Genomic DNA, 23281 nt, shown 5'->3' with positions numbered 1-23281 from the left:
AATTGTTATGAGCTTAAAGAGAAAGTATTCGTAAATGAAGAACTAAAAAAATTCATAGATGATAATTTGATTTTCACTGAAGTTGATGTTGATAAATACAAAAATATTTCTGATGAGTATAATGTTAAATGGCTTCCTTGGATAATAGTAATTGACAGCGACAAAAACATATTATACACAAAGAATTCATTTTCAAGTTTCGATAACAAAATGGCTTTGAGTATAAAAGAAGATTTAGAGAAAATAATTAATAAATAAATTTGATATATACTAAGAATTTTTAACTTTGTCAATTTTTTGTGCTAGCTTTACCCTACGGGTACACTTCGTGCCACCACCCCACACTACTCGCCGTAGGGGCTTCCCCACACTACTCGCCGTAGGGGCTTCCCCGCACTACTCGCCTAGCTAACGCAGTATTCGCCATACGGGCAACCCGCACCGTATATCCTAACCTTACAGACAGTACAATGTAGGTGCGGCTGATTATCCAACATTAAACAAAATGTTTATTCAAAATTATTAACATCAGAATTATTATTAAATTTATTCTTTAATAATTCAATATTAGGGGCAATATCAAAACCTAAATCCCCTATTTTTATAACTTTATTAAAAAAGAATTCACTTATTTCACTTTGACGTAAATCATAATTTCTTTTATAGGCTTCTATATTCCAACCTTTCATAAGTGCTTTATTGGCATATCTTTCACATGCTCCTATTATACAATTAGCAGCATGTTCTTTAGAAATCCCTCTTTCTAAATAATCTTGTGAGGCACTTGCCACACTTCTATATATTATATTATATATTTGAGAAACAGAAAAATTATTTAATAATAATTTAAAAAGAGAATAAGTCTTTTTTGCTGGATTAAATTTAAATTTAACTTTAGCTATTCTATACATCAGATATTCTATACATTCATTTATAGCTATTTCAATCCATAAATTATAAGCTTCATCAACATTATCTAAAGTAAAATATTCAGGATTAATAATAGTTTCAATTGTTTTTTCCAATGAATGATCTATTTTTGATATATTTATTAAATATTGTACTCTGCTAATATAATAAACATTTGGGAATTTATCCGAATCTTCAAATGCATTTATATTAGAAAATGGGCTAACCAATAATATTTTTTCTTTTGTTAATTCTCTATATATATCAAAATCAAAATTGTCATAAGGAGATAATTTTATATTTGACAACTCTAATTCTTTTATATAGTCTAAGTCTTCAGATATTAAAGCCCTTACTATAGCTCCTAAATATATCTTATTTGTAAAACTTAATTTTTCAAAAAGAATAGGATCTATTGCGAAAGTATTATAAGCTTCAAAAATCATCTCTTGTTTAGAAATCTCTTTATCTAATAGTTCCTGTTTACAATGTTCACAATTACAAAATTTATCATCATATTTATGATTACAATTTGGACAATATAAATCATAAGTATGATATTTATTACCATAAGTTTTTGAATGTCTATTTGCTACCATATAACTTTTACAATATATACATTCATATTCCTTAAATACAACAGGAGGAAAATATGTATATAATTTAGAAGCCTGTATATCTAATTTATATTCTTCTAAAATTTCTTGTACAGTTATGTTTTCAGAATAATATTTTTCTATTAAAATATTTAAATCTTTTTCATTTAAATGAGATAAATCTTTATACATTTACACCCCCTCAATGACTCTAATTTCAGTATCACTCAAATTATAAATTTTAATCTTCTTTATCATCTATTCTATATTTTATTTCATAATTTTTAATAAAATCAATTTCTTTTTTGGTAAGTCCATACAAAGGATAGATAAAATCATCTATTTCATCAATTATATTTTTGGACATTCTAATTTTATATTCCTTAAAAGAAGTTATATTTTTATAATTAGTTTTTTCATGAACAATAACATTTTTTTCTATGTCATTTAAATATTTTGAATATAACTTTTCAATATATTTTATTTTATCATTATCTAACTTATCAATAGGAATTTTAAAACTCTCTATTTCGTATTTTTTCATATTTAAATTATCTGAAAATATTTGATAATACCAAAAATATAAATTACTACTTAATATAGCCCCTATTGTATTAGCAATTTTTTTATCAAAATAAATTACTTTTTCTGAAGCTGCTTTAGTAGTAGAATAATTAGTAATTACTTTAAAATATCTTCCTCCTGCCATTCTATAATAAATAGGACTTCCTTTATCTTTTACTAATGAACCTATATTATTTTTTATCTTAAATAATTTTCTTAATATATTAACTTCTATTTGTTTACTTATTTTAGGATATCTTCCAAGTAATTTAAATTCTTTTACATCAATAAATTCCAATCTATTTAAAATATCTTGAATAGTATCTTCATTACTTTTTCTATACATTTTTGTACATAATACTTTTTTATTTATTGTATTAGTTTTTAAACATTCCAATATAGAAACATTAACTACAGCATTTAAAAATATAGGTTTTGGTCTTACAGAGTAATTTGATATTTTAATCAATTCACATTGTTTATTAAAAAATTTATGCATACTTTCCATTGATTCACTAGATACTATAGACATAGGAGTTATATATATTAATACTCCCTTATTTATTAGAGATAACCCTTTCTCTATAAATAATGAAAATGTATCAGTAGAACCTTTTAAATTTTCATAACTATTTTTTATTGTCTTAGCAGTTATATAATTATTTTCAAAATATTTTTTTTCATACTTAGTTATTTTAGCACCATAAGGAGGATTTCCTATTACAATATTAAAATTATCAACTGAACCAAATTGAATAACTGGAGAAAAAAATTCAGCTGTGTGATTTTCAAAAGGATTCCAAGATAATATTTTTTCCCTAATTTTTTCATTTACAAGCTCAATATTTTTTACAATACTTTGAAACTCTAAAAATCTATATCTTGCATTTTCTTTTTCTTCTGGAGTTGAAGCTGAAAAGAATAATTTAGCAATATTATTCATTTTCTCTTTAACACCATTAATAACATTAATATTATAGTTATCCATTGTACCATCTTCAATATCAAATTCTAAACTTTTTAAAGAATTAGCACATATAAATCTAAAATCTAAATTTGGAAGAGCTTTAACTCCTAAATTTTTAATTTTTTATCTGCTTTTGCTTCATCTATTATCAAAGTTAAAAAAGCTCTCAATCTGCTAATTTCAATAGCTATAGGCTGTATATCAACTCCATATATGTTGTTTTTTAATATATTTAATTTATAAGAATAACTATACCTTTCTCCGTTTTCTATATTTATATGGCTACTGTAATATTTATTATCTTCATCATATTTTTCTATAAGATATAATATTCTCTGTAATACACCTATAGGGAAGGCTCCAGAACCGCATGCTGGGTCAAGTACTTTTATATTATAAAGACATTTAAAAAGTTCTTTTTTTTCTTCTTCTGTAAATTCAACTCTTTTATTAAAATTAAATATATCATCTATCTTTTCTTCAGGAATATTAAATGCATTAGATTTCAAATAAAATTTTATAGAAGATGTTATTATATAATCAACAATTTCTCTAGGAGTATAGAAAGCTCCTGTTATATTTCTAGTATTGTTTTTGTTATTATTTTTTTTATTTTCTTCATCAGGATTAATTTCATCAAGTAATTCTTCAAAAATACGTCCTAGCATTTCAGGGTCTATGCTTATCTCAACATCGAAAGGAGCACTCTCGTCAACAGTAAAATTGTACATATCAAAAAATTCAAATAGGCCCTTTATTATATCATCGTCTATTGTTTTTACTGCCTCATCGTCTTCCTTCTTTGAAAATAATCCGCCGTTCAAAAATGGTATGCTCTTCTCATAATTATATATCACTCTGTCCTTTGAAAATTTTCGCTTCTCCATATCCATATTAAGAACATTAAAAAATAAATCCTCAAGTACATCGCTGTAATAATTTTCTTTATATTTAAGATTCTCAAAAACACCGCTATTTAATATATCATTTGGTATAAGTTCCTTCTCTCTCAAAAACCAGCAGAAAAGCACGCGTCCCAAAAATCTTAATGCAAACTCTTTAGCCTTATTCTCATCTTTATCAAAATATTTTATTACATCATTATGTATATACTCAAAATATTTCTCAATACCTTTATAAAACTCTTGATTAACGCCTTCCACGCTGAATGCATTTTCTATACTGGCAACACTTTTAAAAATATCGCTTGTAAGTCTGCTCTGTGGAGTATGTAACTTTATACCCTCGCCAAGCAAAAAAGTATATCTCTTAGGATTACTATAATCCTTCTTTATCTCAATAGCATTTCCTACAAATACACCTATCCTGTCATGCTTTACATAAGAAACCCTATATATTCCCTCTTTATCCTCATACAATATAAAAAATATACCCTTACCGTACTCTCCGGCACTAAGTATCTTACTGCATAGCCTTGAAATTTTTACTCTGCTTGCAAGCCTAGTATTTGTTATGCGAACTTCATACACTCCGATAGTCTCATCATTATTATCGCATACATTCAAGTCCACAATCCAAATAACGCTCTTTAAAAAATCCTTATTTTTCTCTAGTATCTCTTCCTCACTGCTTATAGAACCATATTTCTCTGTAAAATTCTCTCCCAAATGTTTAGCCCATTTACTTTTATCATAAGCCTCATCAAATTTAAAATTATTTACAGTATTATTTTTTGTATTACTATTTTTAGCCATAGAGATACTCCTAAATTTTCATACTATAATCATATATCAAAACTGCATAAAAATAAACAATATTTATTTTACTTTTACACACCTAAACAATTACTTTTTTATAATATCTATATAATGTATAAAAGTTGCCAAAATATATTTGTTCAGGTATATACTCAAATATATCCTACTTCATTAAAATACTATTTAATGTTATAATCATAAAAAATTATAATTTGGATATATGATAAAAATGAATATTATCACTAATAAACATGAAACTTTATTAAATTGTTTTAGAATCAATGACAGAGAAATAGAAGAAATAAACATATTGGTAGGATATTGCAGATATAGTGCATTTTATGATATAGCTAACGATGATATAGCTAAAGAAATATTTTTGAAAGCTAATGTAAAAATAATAATTGGAATGAATATAGATAATAAATCTCACTATCTATACTCAAATTTTAAAAATGATAATAAAGAAAATATAGAAAAAATTATAAATAACTTTTTAGAATATACAATATCTGAAAAAAATACTGATAATATAAAGGTTATAGAATTATTTAAAACAAAATGTAAAAACTCTACACTTGAAATAAGAAAAACTAAAGAAGATAATCATGCTAAACTGTACTTATTAAAATACCTAAAAAAACCAAATGAAAACTCATTTAACAATGGTTTGTTTTTAACTGGTTCAAGTAATTTCTCTCACCAGGGAATAAATGAAAGAAGAGAATTTAATATACTTGGATTTGAATACTTTGATCAATTATATGATTTTTTTAAGAATGAATGGAAAGATGCAGAAACAATACTAAATTATCAAAATCAGGAAGATTTTTTCAATAAAGCAGGAATAAAAGATAACAATTATGGTAACAAAGAAAATGATAAAAATAATAAAAATACAATATACCCTACTCCTTATGAAGTGTATCTAAAAGTAATATACGAATATTTTAATTACATTTCCAATGAAGAATTATTATGCAGACCTAAGGACTATAATTATGTAGATTATAAGTATCAATTAGACGCTGTAAAAAATGCAATCAAAAGCATCATCACATATAATGGTGTTTTGATATCCGATGTTGTAGGACTGGGTAAAAGTATAATAGCTTCTACAATAGCAGCAATCTCCTCAAAATGAAAACCGTTGAAGAAATAATAATTATATCTCCTCCTAAAATTATATACTCTTGGGAAAATTATAATTCAGAGTTTAAATTAAATGCTGTAATTAAAAGTTCTGGAAAATTAGATGAAATATATGTATATGTTCAAAATCATAGAAAACCAAGACTTATTATTATAGATGAGGCCCATAAATTTATTAACAATAAAACAGAATCATATAGCCTCATAAAAAATATATGTTCTATGAATAAAGTTATGCTCCTTACAGCAACACCTATGCATAACACCACATCAGATATATTTTCTTTAATAGATATTTTTGACAGAATGCTCACAACTGACAATAATATAAGTGAAATAAAATCAAGAATATTAAAAGAAGAAAGATCCTTAAAAATGGATTATAAAAAAGATGACAACAAGGAAGATAACAAGAAAAAGATAAAAAAAATATCAAAAGAAATATTAAGTTTAATAAACCCTGTTATCATAAGAAGAACAAGAAAAGATTTGCTTGAAGACGAAGAATACAAAAAAGACCTAGATGAACAAAAAGCACAATTAAATGATGTAGCAAGCCCTCAGCTTCATGATTACAATTTAGGTGATATTTCTCAATTATATGCAGATACATTTGAAAAAATCACTCCGAATAACAATGATGGAAATACTAATAAAAAAGAAGAAAATACATTATTTAATTATCAAAACAATAATGAAAATAATAGTGAAAAAGAAAACAGAAGCAAATTCAAGGCCGTACGTTATGAACCATTAGTATATTTAAGAAGCACCACAATAGAAGAACAGAAAAAATCTATGGAAATAATAGAATATGTATACGGAGAAAATATCAATAGAGATTTTGCATCTGTATCATCAAGAAACTTAACCAAATTTATGAAGCATTTGCTTGTAAGGAGATTTGAAAGTTCTATATACGCATTTAAAAAAAGCATAGACAACATGATAGATAAATATAAAATTATAAAAGATTGGATTGAGAGATCTAATTGTTATCCTATATATAAAAAAGGCGATATGCTTTATATAGAAGATTTTTTCTCTAACAATGATATAGATGACAGCAATGATATAGAATATGATAAAATAGAATTAGATTTCACAAAATTAAAGAAAGAACATGAAGATTTGAAAATTATAGAAAACGTAAAAGAAGTTTTGGACAATCAATTCTTTGAAGACTTCGATAATGATTTAAAAATACTTAAACAAATACAAAAAGACTGGAAAAATATAGGAATTGATAAAGATAAAAAATTCCAGAAATTAATAGAAAAATTAAAAAGCTTCAAAAAAGAAAATGATAAAAGAAAAATAATAATATTTAGCGAGTTCAAAGACACAGCAGATTATCTCTATGAATCTATACAAAAAGATGAAGAATTAAATAATATCTTCAGACCATTAAAATCAACTTCTGAATCAAAAAACAGAGATATAGTAGCAGACAATTTTGATGCCTCCATAAAAGAAGATAAACAAAAAGACGATTATTTCCTTCTCATAGCAACAGATACATTATCAGAAGGTATCAATCTTCATAGAGCAGGAGTAATAATAAATTATGATATTCCATATAACCCTACTAGAGTAATACAGAGAGTAGGACGTATAAACAGAATAGGAAAAAAATTATTTGATAAAATATATATACATAATTTTATACCAAGACTAGAAGCTCAAAAGAATATAAAAAACTGGCAAATTTCAAATTTTAAACTAAATTTAATAAATGCCATATTTGGAAATGATACTAAAATATTAAAAGATGATGATGAGATTAACTCTTTATTTTCATTAAAAAGAGAAAATGAAATTTTAGCAGATGATGATTTGAGTTGGGATACTGAATACAGATCAATTTATAATGAGTTGAAAAATAATGAAAAACTTTTAGAAAAAATCAAATCTATAGAAAAAAATATTATTATAAGGCGTGAATCAAATTTTGAAGGTTTACTTGAAATAGTACAAACTGATAATGGAGTTTTTGGATCTTTACTTAAAGGATCAAAAATTGATTTTAATATAGAAAATTTATTCAGAACTTTAAAAGCAAATAAAGAAGAAAAATATCTTTCTCCTAGCGAAAAATTAAAAGGACTTGATGAAGAATTACTAAGAAGAAAAAATATAAAGAAGCCTAAATCAAAATTAGATATAAATATTAGGTTAAATAAATTCTTTGAAAAATGTTCTAATGAAAAAGAAAAAGATTATACCAAAAAATTAATAAATATTATTGATAATAATTATTTATCTGACAAAACTATAAAAGAATTATCACAAAAACTAAAATCAAAAGATGGATGCAATATAAACGATTTGGAAAATATTGTACCTTATGATGAAGTTAATGAAAAATTTAACTATTCCAATAATAATTTGTCGAGCATATATAAAGGATCATATTTAATAGTAAAAGAAGAATTTAATAAAATATAATTTTTATTAAATAATAATATATATAATAGCTATAAAAAATATATAATTAATTTTTGAGTGATTATTACATATAACAAATATAAGAAATATTTATTTCAACAATTAGGCTTAATTAAATTTTTATATTTATAAAGTTTTTAAATATACTGAAATTTTTTATATTTTGTAAATATACTATCAACTTTTTTGCCGCTTACGCTCTGCGGGCTTCGTCAAAGTTACAAAAAGTGCAATTGCTATAATTTTATATTAAAAACATACATATTAAATATAGTATATAACCTATAAAATGCAGTTCTTAGCAAAGCTATCAGAGTTTATTAAGGATATAGATTATTTAACTAAATACATATAGAGTATCTGGCTGATTACCCAACATTAAACAACAAATTAATTAATTTTTATTCAAAACAAATTTTTTAACCACTCAAAACCTTGAATTATAAAAGGTGAAATATTGAAAGTAGCTTGTAATGAAGTTAATAATTTAGAATATAAATCAATATAAGCCTTAACATCTTTTTTATTTTTTGCTTCTTCAATCTTTTTTATAGTATCAATAATTTTTTGTTTACTATCATCATCAACATTAGAGTTATTTTTTATAATTTTTTCTAAATCTATTAACTCTCTAATATTACTAATATTATTATTTTCATTTGAAACATTATTAGTATTATTAAAAGTTGGTGAAACATTAATACTTGGATTATTATTAAAAATGGGGTTATTTTCTATTGATATATTTATATTATACAAATCATCTAAATTTTTTATGTTATTATTTCTTATTGAATTTAATATCTTTTACCCTTTTGTAGTTAAACGAAGTCTATTATCATTTACAATACTTCCATCAGTAAGAAATCCTATTTTTATATTTATTAAATTATAGTCTGTTAAAAAAATTAGATTTTTTTTATTTTACTATCCTCTTTTATATTTTTATTTACATAAGAAAAAAATCATTTAAATTTTCATCAATCATTTTTTAAAATTGTTTTATTATTTCAAATTCTATAATTTTATACTCCTAAATAACTTTAATTTTATTAATTATAAATTCACATAAAAAATTATCAACCCACTATATATACCCTAATTGGGTAAATAACTACTAATAAAAAACGTTATAAATTTAATATGAGTTAGTCAGACTATATGTGCATCGACAAAGTTCCGCTATGGTCTCGTAATGCATGAGATAGGCAAAAAGAAGAACATAAAAATTGACAATTAAAAAATATATTAGTATAATGCCTAAAATATTTTTTATACAATACAAAGAAAGTTAAAAGGAAAGTTTATGAAAAAAATTATATTAATGATAGCTTTAAGCATTTTAATAAGCTGTAATAACAAATCTAATAACACACAAAACAATACTACAGTTAATAACAATACAAACATAACAACCACTAACAATACCACTCAAAATACAAATCAAATTATAAGTCAGCAAACAACTCCAGAAAGAAAGAAAAAAATAGAATTTAAAAATATATATCCTATCAAACCATATACAGAAGAAGAAATTGATGAGATATTATACAAAACTATTGATGCAGAATTGGCAAATTATGGAATATCAGATAATTCCAAAAAAGAAAGAAGAGAAGAAGAAAAACAAAAAATGCAGAATATTAAAGATTTACTTTTGGAAGGTATAAATAGCAAAGATGAAAATGGAAATAGTATATTTACTCTAATGCAGGAACTTGATTATAAAAATTATACTTATAATGATTTAGTAAAATGGCTTGTTGAACATGGTATTAGTTTAGATGATACTGAAATACTAAATTATAATTATACTGATGAGATTATAGATTATTTATTAGATAGCGGAGTTAATTTTGATTATGAAACAGTATATAATAAAATTGACTTAAAAAATAATAATTATAATTTAATATCAAAATTGATTAAAAAGTTAGAATCTGCAGGTTATTATTTTTCTGATATAGATTATAAATTACAAAGCGACTTATTATTTCAGTCTATTTCAGCTGATAATTTGGATTTAGTAATATTATTTTTAAAACTTGGTGCTGATATTAATTCCATAAACAGAATGAGTGATGGTTATGTTGGAACTCCTTTAATGTATAGTCTCTATTATGAAAAGTATGATATTATGGATTATTTAAAAGAGAAAAATGCTGATATTACTATTCACTGCTTTCAAGATACAGAAGAATTAGAAAGTATTCATACTTATGATCGTCATATATCTTTTGTATTGATGGAAAATTTTCCTGTTTTAAGTCCTACAAATTTAATTAATACTGTTATCACTGGAAATAATAATGAAGATTTGATGATAAAAATATTAAATAAAATATCTCAAACTTTTAAATATGCAGATACTAGCTATATTTATTCACCTGCCTCACAAATTGAATTTACAAACAATAATGAAAAATATATTTTAATACAAAGTCGTATATTAAATGAAGAATATGTAGAAAATCTTATATCAATGGAAAAATATGTACATGATTTTGAAGTAAACGATAAATATTTTAATTATGTAACTATATGGAAAAGAGATAAAAACGATGAAAATAAAGCACAGTTTATAACAGGCTTTTATCCAATACAAAATGATTATTACTCACAAATTTATGATATTGCTTCATCAGGAAATTACATTACAATAGAAGCAATCAATGATGACGGTATATATTATTATACATTTATAACAGAAAATAATGATTTTTATTTGGATAAATTTTCTTCTAAGTATGATCTGTCAGATGAGAACGAAGAAAAGCATTATTATAATTACAAAACTGATGCTAGTAAATTTAATCACACAAGCAGAATAAAACCTATTGATTTAGAAAGAGGTTTCTTTAATAATTTAATAGAAGAATACAATAAATAAAAAATAATAAAGGGCTTTAGTTTTTTAATTAACTAAAACCCTTTGTTTTTTATCAATCAATAATGATTTATAAAATTAAATTTCCTCACCGTTCTCTATTTTTGTAAGCAAGTCAACTCTTCTAGCATGCCTTCCGCCTTCATATTCAGCATCAAGCCATTCTTTTACAATCATCTTAGCCAAATCAACGCCTACTACTCTAGCACCGAAAGCTATTATATTAGAATTATTATGCTGTTTAGAAAGCTTAGCAGAATAAGGCTCACTGCAAACCGCTGCCCTTATGCCTTTGACTTTATTAGCAGCAAGTGAAATGCCTATACCAGTTCCGCATATTAAAACACCGTATTCGTATTCTTTGCTTACAATAGCATCAGCAACCTTTTTTCCATATATTGGATAGTCAACACTTTCTGTGGTATGCGTACCAAAATCAGTAACATTATGTCCCAATTCTTCTAAATATTTTATTATCTCTTTTTTTAATTCAATAGCTGAATGATCACAGCCTATAGCAATTTTCATAATTTTTATTCCTTTATATATTTTTATTTTTTATTAATACAAATAATAATCAATTTACAGTGATAAAGTAAAATCAATTATAGACTATAAGAAAACTCTAATATAGCATAAGTTTTATTATCTTCACTGTCAAACTTTAATAAAACTTTGTTCTCAATTACAGCTTTCTTTACAACAATAGTATCGCCTAAAGCAGCAGGTACTCTGTATTCTATTCTTATTCTTTTATAATAATCATCAACATAATCTATTGCCATATCAATATATCTAGCATTATTCACATGGTTATTATCATCTATAAAATATTTTTTTACTTTGAATCTGTCAACTTCTTTTAATAAATTATTGTCAACTTTTATTTTTCTAGGTAAATAATTCATTTTCTGCTTTTCATCAAATTTAAAATTTTCTATAAATGAAGAAGGCACTCTAATTAAATTACCATTAGATAAATCTACAAATCCGCCTATAGCATAGCAAATAACAAGTTCATTATAATTTTCATCATATATAACAGTATTTCTATAACCATAAGCTTCATTGCACTCATAAACGTAAGTACTCACTATAACTTTATCGCTATACTTTGGAAGTTTATATATATCAACTTGCCTAGACACCAAAAACATACTCACATTGTTTTCATTAAAATATTTTGTAAGCTCCTCTTCTGAATCTAATTGAAAAAAAGAACAGTCCTGCATAAGATCAAATATTGATGATGTTTTCAAAAGTCCGTCTTTATCAATCTGACTTGTTCCCACAATTGTTTTCATTTCATACATAAATAATACCTTTTCTTAAATTTAATTAATACAATTCAAATATTATAATACTAAAATTATAATTGTCAAAGCTATTAAATCATAAGACTTTCATATATACCGCACGGTTAGCTAATTTCTTATATAATTAAAATTTTATTATTTAATACGCTAATTTTATATATTAAAATTTAATCGTGCGTTGATACTGCTTTAAATTTAAAAAACTCTAGGGTGGGCATCTATAATTTATATTTAAGTTACAAAAATAAAGAAAACTATAAACTCAAAATAAATCATCAAATCTTAAGGGTGGGGAGTGAAAGTAAAATTTAAAATCTACTTAATACCCCGCCCTTTAGATTTATAGATTAACTTAATATTTTAACTATATTTATATTTATTATTTTACAAAGAAAAAATAAAACCCGCCCAAGTTTTGATTAGATTGAATGATAAATTTAACGCACGATTAATATGATTTTGATAATTAATGAAATGTTAAAAATGAAACTATTTTTAATTATTAGCTTTATTTACCGTGCGATTTAGAAATAAAAAATTATAAAATAACTCCAAGAGTAAGCATTCTTCCCACCTGAACACCATCACGTCTGTAAGAATAACAAATATCATCATAAGTATTTATATTAGAAATTTCAATATTATTTTCTAAGATACCGCACTTAAGCATTTGATCCTTAATCTCTAAACCATTATCAATATGCCATTTATCATTAATAATAGCTTTATTTTTGAAATGAACAGCTACTTCATCACCCACTTCATAATCTTTTTGAGCTATATAAGGTCCTATATAAGCATACATTTTTGAAGGATTGGCATTGTATTCTTTTTTCATTAAATCTATAGTTTTTGCAGTAATATTCTGAACAGTTCCTCTCCAGCCAGAATGTATAGCAGCCATAGATTTGCTTTCATCACAATAAAGTATTATAGGAGCACAATCTGCTGTTTGAACTATTAAAGGAATGTTTTTAAGATTAGTTATCAAAGCATCTGTATCTTTAACTAATTTTTCTCGGCTTCCAAATAAATGAATATTAGATTCATCTATTTTAACTATATTATCTTTATGAACTTGATGCATAAAGATAGCTTTGTTTATATCAAAATTAATATATTTAAAAAAATCTTTTTCTGTATTTTCTCTATATTCTAAAGTAATATCATGAGCATTAATATTTCCCTTAGATAGTATGGCTATATATATTTTTTTATTATCATTTTTAGATGGATAAAAAATATTATTCATTCTTCAATCTTCTAATCTCTTCTTCCAATTCTTTTACTTTTATAGTTAATTCTTTAGTTTCGTTTCTGGATTGCTCCATAATGTTTTCATATAAAGTAAAAAATTTCTTCGCGTACTCTAATTTCTGCTTCAATTCATTTATCTCTTCTTTGTAGATATCTATTTTAGAAGAAAGCAGTTTATTATCTTCCTGCAATTCCAAAATGATCTCTTTATCAGTATATTCCACTTCTACAAACCCTCTAATTATTTAATATATAATATCTATTATGTACATTATAAATGAATTGTCAAGTAAAATTGAACAATATTATGAAGTAATTAACAAGAGGTAAAAACCTCCTGTTAATAAACATTATATAATTATATATTAGATACTATTATATCACCCATCTCAGAACATTTAACCTGCTTGTATAAATAAGTCATCATATTATGCTTAGGCATTATATCTGTAGTTCTGTAACCATCATCTATAGCCTTATAAACAGCTTTTTCTATATCTTCAGCCTCATTTTCCATTTTAAAAGAATATCTAAACATCATAGCAAGAGAAAGTATTGTTCCTATAGGATTAACTAAGTCTTTTCCAGCTATATCAGGAGCCGAACCATGAATAGGCTCATACATACCAACTGTTCCATCAGAAAGACTAGCAGAAGGAGCCATACCAATAGAACCGCTTATAACACTAGCCTCATCAGAAAGTATATCCCCAAACATATTCTCTGTTACTATAACTCCAAATTGCGAAGGATTAGAAGCTATCTGCATAGCTGCATTATCCACATACATATCATTATATTTAACATCACTATATTCTTTAGCTAAATTGTTCATAACTTCACGCCATAATTTAGAAGTATGAAGTACATTAGCCTTATCAACAGAAGTCAAAGGTCTTTTTAAACTTCTAGCTAATTCAAAAGCAACCTTTCCTATTCTTTTAATTTCTGTTTCTGTATAAAGCATAAGATCAGTAGCCTGTCTAACTCCATCAACCACTTCAAATTTATGCTCTCCGAAATATACTCCTCCAGTAAGCTCTCTCACCATAATAAAATCAACCATATCTTTACATATAGTTTCTTTTAAAGGAGAAGCATATTCTAAAGACTTTAATATTTTAGTAGGTCTTATATTAGCATATAATCCCATTCCCTTACGAAGTTTTAATAATCCTCTTTCAGGTCTGTTTTCAGGAGCAACATTATCCCATTTAGGTCCGCCAACAGAACCAAGAAGTACTGAATCGGACTTAATACATTTCTCTAAATTTTCATCTGTTAGAGGAACTCCATATTTATCTATAGAAGCACCTCCCATATCAACATATTCTAAATTAAACTTATGAGAATATTTTTCTTCTATCCTTTTTAGAACATCTACGGCTTTTCCTACAACTTCAGGACCTACACCGTCCCCTTCAATAATAACAATATTCTTTTCCATTTTAATAATTACCCCTTAGAATTTTTTATAGAATTTAAAAGCCCATTAGAGTTAATAATATTTTTTATAAACTCAGGAAAAGGCTCTGCTTTGTAGCTTTCATTTTTAGTAATGTTTTTTATTATACCATTATCAAAATCAACTTCAACCTCATCGCCGGCATTTATTTTCTTGCTTGCCTCATCGCATTCTAGTATAGCAAGTCCTATATTAATTGAATTTCTATAAAATATTCTAGCAAAAGATGATGCTATAACACAAGATATACCAGATTCTTTAATAGCTATAGGAGCATGCTCTCTTGATGAACCGCATCCGAAATTATCTCCTCCAACCATAATGTCACCAGTTTTAACCTTGCTTACAAAATCTTTATCAATATCTTCCATACAATGTGCTGCTAACTCTTTATGATTTGCAGTATTTAAATATCTTGCTGGAATAATAACATCTGTATCAACATTATCACCATATTTATGAACGAAACCTTTAGCTTTCATACTATCTCCCATTAAAATATAATATTAACTTTGTTTTATTTATATAAAAATCAGTAATTTATAAATTATTATTTAGGCTCTGTTATATAACCTGTTATTGCACTATATGCAGCAGTAGCAGGACTAGCCAAATACACTTTTGAAGTTTTATCTCCCATTCTTCCAACAAAGTTTCTATTAGTTGTAGTAACAGCAACTTCATCATGAGCAAGTATTCCCATATATCCGCCCAAACAAGGACCGCATGTAGGTGTAGATACCGCACATCCTGCATCAATAAATATATCCATATAACCTAATTTTATACATTCTTTATAAACTTTCTGAGTTGCAGGAATAACTATACATCTTACGCCTTTAGCTACTTTCTTTCCTTTCAAAATATTAGCAGCTGTTGCCATATCAGATAATCTTCCATTAGTACAAGAACCTATAACAACTTGGTCAACTTTTATATTTTTTAATTCTTTAGCTTCTTTTGTATTCTCTGGTAAATGAGGACATGCCACTGTAGGCTCTACCAAAGATAAATCAATATCATATTCTTTATCATAAACTGCATCATCATCAGCTTTGAAAACAGTATAATCTCTTTTTACTATATCTTTTAAGTATTCTATAGTTTGATCATCAACTTCAAATATTCCGTTTTTTGCTCCTGCTTCAATAGCCATATTAGCAATACAAGCTCTATCGTCCATAGTGAGAGATGAAACTCCTTCACCTCTAAATTCCATAGATTTATATAAAGCTCCGTCAACACCTATCATTCCTATAATATGAAGTATAACATCTTTTCCAGATACATTTGGCTTTAATTTGCCTTTAAGATTAAATTTAATAGCAGAAGGAACTTTAAACCAAACCTGTCCTGTAGCCATAGCAGCAGCCATATCAGTACTTCCTACTCCTGTAGAAAAAGCTCCGAAAGCTCCGTAAGTACAAGTATGAGAATCTGCCCCTATTATAACTTCACCAGGAGCAACCAATCCTTTTTCAGGTAAAAGAGCATGCTCAACCCCCATATCTCCAACATCATAATAATTTGAAATATCATATTTATTAGCAAAATCTCTGCATTGTTTGCATTGTTCTGCTGCTTTGATATCTTTATTCGGAGCAAAATGATCCATAACCAAAGCTATTTTTTCTTTGTCAAATACCTTATCAAAACCGTATTTTTCAAATTCATTAATTGCAACAGGGCTTGTAATATCGTTTCCTAAAACCAAATCAGTTTTAACCATTATAAGCTCGCCTGCTTCAACTTTATCAACACCTGCATGTGCCGCTAAAATCTTTTGAGTAATAGTCATATTCGTATCCTTTTAATTTATTTTTTAATTATTATAATTTAATTCTTCCAATTCCTTTTTTGCATCTGAATGATAAGGGTAACTCTTTAAAACCTTATTATAATATTCTATAGCCTTATCTTTATCATTCATTTTATTATATGTATTTGCTGTATGATATAAAGCATCTAAATTACTAGGATGTATTGATAATGCCTTTTCTAAATAATATAAAGCCTTATCATAAATGTTTGTTTCATTATAAATTACACCCAACCAATAATAATTATAAAAATTATTTGAATCTAATTCCAAAGCTTTATTAAAATTCTCTACAGCTTCATCATAACAGTTTTTATGATAATAGCATACACCTAAATAATTATTAACTTCGCTATTATTATTATCTAATTCTAAAGCTTTATTGAAACTTTCTATAGCTTCATCATAACAGCCTCTACAATAATAAACAGTTGCTATCAGCATATAATTATAGGCATTATTCGGATTTATCTCTAAAGCTTTATTAAATTTTTCAAAAGCCTTATCATACTCCTGCCTTTCCAAATAAACATTTCCTAAATACTGATAATTATCTTCATTGTTAGGATCTAATTCTAAAGCCTTATTTAAATAAGTTACAACATTTCCATAATGTCCTAACTCAAAATAAGTCTTACCAAGCAAACTATAAACATCAGCATTATCATCATGTAATTTTAAATATTTCTCTAAAACATCAGCAGCATCTGTATAATACATTTCAGAATAATAAGATCTGCCTAAAAAACAATAATCATTATTATGTAATGCTATACCCCTATTTATATTTTTTTCAGCTTTTTCATAATTATCTTTGTTGTTATAAGCAAATCCAAGCCAAAAATAATTATCTTCATCGTAATGATTATAATACACCGCTTTATCAAAATTTTCTATAGCAGCGTCATAATCTCCTTTCATATAATAAACTCTGCCCAATAAATTACGGTTTTCAGAATTATCATATATCTCTACAGCCTTTTCAGCATTTTCAAAAGCTTTATCATAAGATCCCTTTTTTAAATAAACTGTACTTAATAAATAATAAGCATCAGCATGATTATATTTATTTAATTCTAAAACTTTATTAGCATATCTTTCAGCATTATCATAATCTTCCATTTCTAAATAAGACATACATAAACAATAATAAGCTTGTTTATTATTGATATCCGATTCTATGACTTTATTAAAAATTTTTATAGCATTATCATAATCACCTTTTTTGTAATAAGAACTAGCTAAACTGTCATAAATATAAGAATGATCATGTATTTCTAAAGCCTTATTAAAATATTCTATGGCTTCATCATAATATCCATTTTCTGAATAATAATTACCTATCCAATAATTTTTTTCACTGTCAAGTTCTGAAGCTTTTTTAAAATTTTTTTCAGCATTATCATATTCGCCGTCTTCTAAATAGCATCTTCCCAAAGAAAAATAATTATTAGCATCATCACTGCCTAATTCTGCTGCCTTAATATAACTTTCTTTAGCATTATAATAATCAGATACAGCCGCATAAGAATTGCCTAACCAATAATAATAATCCGCATTATTAGGATTGAGTTTTATAGCCTTAATAAAATTTTCTATAGCAGTATATTCCCAATCACCTATAAGTAAAGAAGCTCTGCCTATATAATAGTAATTATCTTCATTATCAGGATTCAACTCTGAAGATTTAATTAAATTCTTAGCAGCATCTCTATTACTATTTTTATAATAATAAGACATACCCATTAAATGATAAATACGCCATTCATTTTGATTTAATGATTCAGCTTTTAAACAAGTTTCTATTACTTTTTTATAATCTTTCTTTTTATAATAAAACTCCGCTAATTCTAAATAGCTTTCTGATTTATCAGGATATTTTTCTGATATATCTATTAAAGATTCTAGTATTATTTTTTCTTCATCGTTGTATTGAATTTCTTGATGATTATAATGAATTTCATCATCAAAATATTCTTCCAAATCCATAATGCCTCTTAATGCTAAGTATTAAAAAACTTTATTATAATATAAAACTAAATTTTAAATAATTAATTCATCTTCATCTTTTTCATCAAGATTATGATTTTCTAAATAATCTTTATAACTAGGATCTAATTCCATAGCTTTATTGAAATTTATTTTAGCAGTTTCATTGTCTCCTTTCTTTTTATAATAGTTTCCAATCATAAAGTAATTAACTCCGTCATTTACAGCAATGCCCAATTCTATAAGTTTATTTACAGTAGCTATAGCATCATCTATTCTTCCTATTTTTTCATAGTATGAAGATAATTTTAAATAATTATATTCTTCTGGACTAACTTCTATAACTTTATTAATTGCATTTATAGCATTATCATAATCATTAATACTATCATAATATTCAAACAACATTAAATGATTATATTCATTATTAGGGTCAATATCTATAAGCTTCTTTATAGTTTTTAAAATATTATCTTGATCTTCTACTATTTTATAAATATTTATTAAGGTTATATAATTATCTCTATTATGAGAATCAAGTTCTATAGCCTTATTAAAATTTTCTATAGCTTTTTCATAGTCATCAAGTTCTAAATAATAATAATTAGCTAATTGAGACCAGCTTTCAGATTTATCAGGAAATTTTTTAGTATTTTCTATTAAATCATCTAAACTTTCTTCGAATAAACCATCTATACTCATAAATACCCCATTTATATGATAATATTAAAATTCCGCATAAAAATTGAGTATACAATAATTATGCGGAAAATATATAATTATAATTTGTTTAACCCATTAACATAAGCTCTCAAACTAGCTTCAATAATATCTGTACTTACTGCTCTTCCTATAACAGTTTTATCATTAGAAGCCAATCTTACAATAACCTCTCCCAAAGCATCTTCGCCTTCTGTAATAGCATTAATACTATAATTAACTAATTTAGCCTTATTAGAAGTGATAGAGTCTATAGCACCGAATGCAGCATCGATAGGTCCGTTTCCTTTTCCTATTCCCTCAACAATATTATCCTGATTATCCATAATAGATACAGTAGCCAAAGAAGATATTGAATTACCGTCATTAACAACAAATCCGTTTAATGTATAAGTAGGATTTTCTGAATCATTGCTTCCTATCAATAATGCTTCTATATCTGAATCAGTAACTATTTTTTTCTTATCAGCCAAAGCCTTAAACTCTATAAACTTATCTTCTAAAGACTTATCATCAATATCATAACCTAAAGATTCGATTCTGTCTTTAAAAGCATGCTTTCCTGAATGCTTACCTAATACCATTTTATTTTGAGGTATTCCTATATCTTCAACATTCATAATCTCATAAGTAGAGCGTTCTTTTAATACTCCATGTTGGTGAATACCTGCCTCATGAGCGAAAGCATTAGCACCTACTATAGCTTTATTAGGAGCAACTACCATACCGGAAATTGTAGATAATAATTTTGAAATCTTATAAATTCTTTTAGTATTAATATCAGTATAAGCATTATAAAAATCTTTTCTAGTTTTAATGCCCATTACAATTTCTTCCAAGCTAGCATTACCAGCACGCTCTCCTATACCATTAATAGTACATTCCACCTGAGTAGCTCCAGCCAAAACAGCAGATAAAGAATTAGCAGTGCCAAGTCCTAAATCATCATGACAATGCACAGATATATCAACATTTTCTATACCTTTAACATTCTCTTTTAAATACTTTATCAAATCAGCCATTTCTAATGGAGTGGTATATCCTACAGTATCAGGAACATTTATTGTAGTAGCACCGTTTTCTATTGCAGTAGAATAAGCCTGAGCCAAAAATTCCCTATCGCTTCTTGATGCATCTTCAGCAGAAAATTCTATAAACTCAAATTTAGTTTTAGCATAAGAAACAGATTCTTTTATGGTTTCCAATACCTGCTCTCTGGTCATCTCTAATTTATGCTTTAAATGTATGTCGCTAGTAGCTATAAATGTATGAAGCATAGGATGTTTTGCCTCAGCAAGTGATTCATAAGCTCTGTCTATATCCTTCTTATTACATCTTGCCAAACTAGCCAATTTAGCATTCTCTACAACTTTACTAACTTCTCTTATAGCATTGAAGTCATCATCTGAACATATAGCAAATCCAGCTTCTATAACATCAACGCCTAATTTATCCAATTCAGCTGCCATTTCTAATTTTTCAGCCAAATTCATAGTACAACCAGGAGATTGTTCTCCATCTCTTAAAGTAGTATCAAAAATCTTAATCTTTCTCATTGTTAAAACCCTTATAAAATAAACATTTGTATAATTAAATACTTTTATTGATTTTTATTTATACAATAAACTAAATATTTTTATTGTTCTTTTTCCCGCCGCAAAAAGAACCAAAAAGTGCAAATAAAAATAGTCTAATATAAATCATATTTTATATGTAAACTGATTTATTAAATTATTATCAAATGCAGTTCTTTTGGTTCTTTTATAGCAATAAAAGAACTGGGGTGCGGGGCAAAGCCCTGCAAATTGCAAATATTTTTTAATAAAAAAAACTTATTTTATACAAACTTTAATTTTTTAATGTACAAAAAAATATCAAATATTAAAGTATTTAATTATAACAATAGAGTGTGAATAAAAATTACTTTTTAATCCAACTCATCATCTTTCTCAATTCAGCACCGACTTTCTCTAATTTATGCTCGCTTTCTAATTTTTTAGTAGCATTAAATTTAGCTTTGCGGCCTGCACTAAACTCTTGAATAAACTCACTAGCAAAAGTACCGTCTTGTATCTCTCTTAATACTTTTTTCATTTCTTTTCTAGTTTCTTCAGTGATCATTCTTCTTCCAGTTCTGTAATCGCCGTATTCAGCAGTATTTGAAATAGAATATCTCATCATAGCAAATCCGCCTGAATATATTAAATCAACAATCAATTTCATTTCATGTATACATTCAAAATAAGCCATTTCTGGTTCATAACCTGCTTCTACTAAAGTATCGAATCCTGCTTTCATCAATTCAGTAACACCGCCGCATAATACAGCTTGTTCACCGAAAAGGTCAGTTTCAGTTTCTTCTCTGAATGTAGTTTCTAATATACCAGCACGTCCGGCACCTATTCCTGAAGCATAAGCTAAAGCATAATCTTTTGCTCTTCCGCTGAAATCCTGATAAACAGCTATCAAGCTAGGTACTCCTCTTCCTTCTAAATACTGACTTCTTACAGTATGTCCTGGACCTTTTGGAGCAACCATAATAACGTCTATATTTTTAGCAGGAACTACAAATTGGAAATGAATATTAAATCCATGTGCATACATTAATACATTACCTTCTTTCATATGAGGAGCAACTTGAGTATTGTATATATCAGCTGAAACCTCATCAGGAACAAGCATCATTACTATATCAGCAAGCTTAGCAGCTTCTTCAACTTCCATTACTTTAAATCCGGCTTCTTCTGCTTTTTGGCAGTTTGCACTGTCTTTTCTAAGTCCTACAATTACATTCATTCCGCTATCTTTTAAGTTCTGAGCATGAGCATGTCCTTGGCTGCCGTATCCCATTATAGCTATAGTTTTACCGTCTAGTAAACCTAGATTACAATCAGCATCATAATATTTTTTTATCATTTTAATTCTCCTTTAACTTATTATTATTTATTAAAATTCAAAATTATTGATTATATTCATATCAGGAACTTCATCGCCTAATTGTATTGAAGTTACTCCTGTTCTTGAAAGCTCTAAAATATTGAAATCTTTCAATGCTTCCAAATATCCGTCTATTACTGTAACAGAAGCAGTAATTTCAACTATCATGCTTTTTTTACCTATATCAAGTATAACTCCGCTATGTGCATTAGTTATATCGCAGGCTTTTCTCCTATTGCTGTCATCAATTTCTATTTTTACTAATAATAAATCTCTTATTATACTATTAGTATGATCTATTAAATGAACAGAGTGAACTTCTATAAGTTTATAAGTCTGCTTTATAATATGTGATATTTGCGTATCATCGCCTTCAGTAACTATAGTCATTCTTGATATGCTAGGAACACAAGTTACAGAACAAGTAATTGTTTCTATATTAAAACCTTTTTGACTGAATAATAAAGTTATTCTATTTAATACACCTGAACTGTTATCTACAAATAAAACTAAAACCCTTCTTTGTTTCTTATCCAT

Annotated in this window: 19 protein-coding genes and 1 pseudogene; 4 read left to right on the top strand and 16 right to left on the bottom strand. The window is 26.3% G+C overall.

Annotation, left to right across the window (positions count from 1 at the left end; translation table 11 throughout):
• Window positions 1-258, top strand: a pseudogene (locus Q0K19_RS09070) (thiol:disulfide interchange protein); the annotation flags it as partial.
• A 251-nt stretch (window positions 259-509) separates the two neighbouring features.
• Here Q0K19_RS09070 and Q0K19_RS09065 read toward each other — a convergent pair.
• From Q0K19_RS09065 to Q0K19_RS09055, 3 genes are all read right to left on the bottom strand, one after another.
• The gene (locus Q0K19_RS09065) at window positions 510-1697 is read right to left on the bottom strand and encodes a hypothetical protein (protein ID WP_297247396.1); all 1188 of its coding nucleotides are present in this window, start codon (window positions 1695-1697) and stop codon (window positions 510-512) included.
• Window positions 1698-1746: 49 nt separating this feature from the next.
• Window positions 1747-3057: an Eco57I restriction-modification methylase domain-containing protein gene (locus Q0K19_RS09060; RefSeq protein ID WP_297247394.1), complete on the bottom strand. Its 1311-nt coding sequence runs from the start codon at window positions 3055-3057 to the stop codon at window positions 1747-1749.
• Window positions 3058-3143: 86 nt separating this feature from the next.
• Window positions 3144-4751 (bottom strand): type IIL restriction-modification enzyme MmeI, encoded by a 1608-nt coding sequence (locus tag Q0K19_RS09055; protein WP_297247392.1) that lies wholly within the window; start codon window positions 4749-4751, stop codon window positions 3144-3146.
• 223 nt (window positions 4752-4974) lie between these two features.
• Here Q0K19_RS09055 and Q0K19_RS09050 point away from each other — a divergent pair, with 223 nt between their 5' ends.
• Both Q0K19_RS09050 and Q0K19_RS09045 read left to right on the top strand, forming a co-directional pair.
• A complete protein-coding gene (locus Q0K19_RS09050) occupies window positions 4975-5898 on the top strand; it encodes a hypothetical protein (RefSeq protein ID WP_297247390.1) in 924 nt (307 codons plus the stop codon).
• The gene (locus Q0K19_RS09045; protein WP_297247389.1) at window positions 5895-8354 is read left to right on the top strand and encodes a helicase-related protein; all 2460 of its coding nucleotides are present in this window, start codon (window positions 5895-5897) and stop codon (window positions 8352-8354) included. Before Q0K19_RS09050 ends, Q0K19_RS09045 begins: the two co-directional genes overlap by 4 nt.
• Before the next feature lie 405 nt (window positions 8355-8759).
• Here Q0K19_RS09045 and Q0K19_RS09040 read toward each other — a convergent pair whose 3' ends face one another.
• Window positions 8760-9113: a hypothetical protein gene (locus tag Q0K19_RS09040; RefSeq protein WP_297247387.1), complete on the bottom strand. Its 354-nt coding sequence runs from the start codon at window positions 9111-9113 to the stop codon at window positions 8760-8762.
• A gap of 547 nt (window positions 9114-9660) precedes the next feature.
• Between Q0K19_RS09040 and Q0K19_RS09035 the strand changes: the two genes are divergently transcribed.
• Entirely contained in the window at window positions 9661-11244 is a 1584-nt protein-coding gene (locus tag Q0K19_RS09035) for an ankyrin repeat domain-containing protein (RefSeq protein ID WP_297247385.1), read from the top strand.
• Window positions 11245-11319: 75 nt separating this feature from the next.
• Here Q0K19_RS09035 and rpiB read toward each other — a convergent pair whose 3' ends face one another.
• The 12 genes from rpiB to ilvN form a co-directional block, all read right to left on the bottom strand.
• Window positions 11320-11769, bottom strand: coding sequence for a ribose 5-phosphate isomerase B (gene rpiB, locus Q0K19_RS09030; RefSeq protein ID WP_297247384.1), 450 nt, complete (start codon window positions 11767-11769; stop codon window positions 11320-11322).
• Window positions 11770-11846: 77 nt separating this feature from the next.
• Window positions 11847-12554 (bottom strand): acyl-ACP thioesterase domain-containing protein, encoded by a 708-nt coding sequence (locus tag Q0K19_RS09025; RefSeq protein ID WP_297247382.1) that lies wholly within the window; start codon window positions 12552-12554, stop codon window positions 11847-11849.
• Window positions 12555-13095: 541 nt separating this feature from the next.
• Complete coding sequence (gene pgeF / locus Q0K19_RS09020) at window positions 13096-13809, bottom strand: peptidoglycan editing factor PgeF (protein ID WP_297247380.1); 714 nt, start codon at window positions 13807-13809, stop codon at window positions 13096-13098.
• Entirely contained in the window at window positions 13802-14038 is a 237-nt protein-coding gene (locus Q0K19_RS09015; RefSeq protein WP_012670572.1) for a hypothetical protein, read from the bottom strand. The genes pgeF and Q0K19_RS09015 overlap by 8 nt, the downstream gene beginning before the upstream one ends.
• A 134-nt stretch (window positions 14039-14172) precedes the next feature.
• Window positions 14173-15261 carry a 3-isopropylmalate dehydrogenase gene (gene leuB, locus Q0K19_RS09010; protein ID WP_297247377.1) on the bottom strand — a complete coding sequence of 363 codons (1089 nt, stop codon included), beginning with the start codon at window positions 15259-15261 and terminating at the stop codon, window positions 14173-14175.
• Between the two features lie 8 nt (window positions 15262-15269).
• A complete protein-coding gene (leuD, locus tag Q0K19_RS09005) occupies window positions 15270-15761 on the bottom strand; it encodes a 3-isopropylmalate dehydratase small subunit (RefSeq protein WP_041177399.1) in 492 nt (163 codons plus the stop codon).
• A 68-nt stretch (window positions 15762-15829) separates the two neighbouring features.
• Window positions 15830-17077: a 3-isopropylmalate dehydratase large subunit gene (leuC, locus tag Q0K19_RS09000; RefSeq protein ID WP_297247375.1), complete on the bottom strand. Its 1248-nt coding sequence runs from the start codon at window positions 17075-17077 to the stop codon at window positions 15830-15832.
• A 24-nt stretch (window positions 17078-17101) separates the two neighbouring features.
• Window positions 17102-19087 (bottom strand): tetratricopeptide repeat protein, encoded by a 1986-nt coding sequence (locus Q0K19_RS08995; protein ID WP_297247373.1) that lies wholly within the window; start codon window positions 19085-19087, stop codon window positions 17102-17104.
• Between the two features lie 54 nt (window positions 19088-19141).
• Complete coding sequence (locus Q0K19_RS08990) at window positions 19142-19789, bottom strand: hypothetical protein (protein WP_297247370.1); 648 nt, start codon at window positions 19787-19789, stop codon at window positions 19142-19144.
• A gap of 77 nt (window positions 19790-19866) precedes the next feature.
• The gene (locus Q0K19_RS08985) at window positions 19867-21363 is read right to left on the bottom strand and encodes a 2-isopropylmalate synthase (RefSeq protein WP_297247368.1); all 1497 of its coding nucleotides are present in this window, start codon (window positions 21361-21363) and stop codon (window positions 19867-19869) included.
• 364 nt (window positions 21364-21727) lie between these two features.
• Window positions 21728-22723, bottom strand: a complete 996-nt coding sequence (ilvC, locus tag Q0K19_RS08980) for a ketol-acid reductoisomerase (RefSeq protein ID WP_297247366.1) — start codon at window positions 22721-22723, stop codon at window positions 21728-21730.
• A 30-nt stretch (window positions 22724-22753) separates the two neighbouring features.
• Entirely contained in the window at window positions 22754-23281 is a 528-nt protein-coding gene (ilvN, locus tag Q0K19_RS08975) for an acetolactate synthase small subunit (RefSeq protein WP_014488511.1), read from the bottom strand.

Origin of the sequence: uncultured Brachyspira sp., from assembly GCF_944393015.1 — a bacterium.
Lineage (GTDB): Bacteria > Spirochaetota > Brachyspiria > Brachyspirales > Brachyspiraceae > Brachyspira.
This window is presented reverse-complemented; position numbering and strand designations above follow the sequence as displayed.

Coding starts and splice junctions, on each gene's coding strand:
- Q0K19_RS09065 (WP_297247396.1), bottom strand. CDS start 1,697: ATGTATAAAGATTTATCTCATTTAAATGAAAAAGATTTAAATATTTTA.
- Q0K19_RS09060 (WP_297247394.1), bottom strand. CDS start 3,057: ATGGATAACTATAATATTAATGTTATTAATGGTGTTAAAGAGAAAATG.
- Q0K19_RS09055 (WP_297247392.1), bottom strand. CDS start 4,751: ATGGCTAAAAATAGTAATACAAAAAATAATACTGTAAATAATTTTAAA.
- Q0K19_RS09050 (WP_297247390.1), top strand. CDS start 4,975: ATGATAAAAATGAATATTATCACTAATAAACATGAAACTTTATTAAAT.
- Q0K19_RS09045 (WP_297247389.1), top strand. CDS start 5,895: ATGAAAACCGTTGAAGAAATAATAATTATATCTCCTCCTAAAATTATA.
- Q0K19_RS09035 (WP_297247385.1), top strand. CDS start 9,661: ATGAAAAAAATTATATTAATGATAGCTTTAAGCATTTTAATAAGCTGT.
- rpiB (WP_297247384.1), bottom strand. CDS start 11,769: ATGAAAATTGCTATAGGCTGTGATCATTCAGCTATTGAATTAAAAAAA.
- Q0K19_RS09025 (WP_297247382.1), bottom strand. CDS start 12,554: ATGTATGAAATGAAAACAATTGTGGGAACAAGTCAGATTGATAAAGAC.
- pgeF (WP_297247380.1), bottom strand. CDS start 13,809: ATGAATAATATTTTTTATCCATCTAAAAATGATAATAAAAAAATATAT.
- leuB (WP_297247377.1), bottom strand. CDS start 15,261: ATGGAAAAGAATATTGTTATTATTGAAGGGGACGGTGTAGGTCCTGAA.
- leuD (WP_041177399.1), bottom strand. CDS start 15,761: ATGAAAGCTAAAGGTTTCGTTCATAAATATGGTGATAATGTTGATACA.
- leuC (WP_297247375.1), bottom strand. CDS start 17,077: ATGACTATTACTCAAAAGATTTTAGCGGCACATGCAGGTGTTGATAAA.
- Q0K19_RS08995 (WP_297247373.1), bottom strand. CDS start 19,087: ATGGATTTGGAAGAATATTTTGATGATGAAATTCATTATAATCATCAA.
- Q0K19_RS08990 (WP_297247370.1), bottom strand. CDS start 19,789: ATGAGTATAGATGGTTTATTCGAAGAAAGTTTAGATGATTTAATAGAA.
- Q0K19_RS08985 (WP_297247368.1), bottom strand. CDS start 21,363: ATGAGAAAGATTAAGATTTTTGATACTACTTTAAGAGATGGAGAACAA.
- ilvC (WP_297247366.1), bottom strand. CDS start 22,723: ATGATAAAAAAATATTATGATGCTGATTGTAATCTAGGTTTACTAGAC.
- ilvN (WP_014488511.1), bottom strand. CDS start 23,281: ATGGATAAGAAACAAAGAAGGGTTTTAGTTTTATTTGTAGATAACAGT.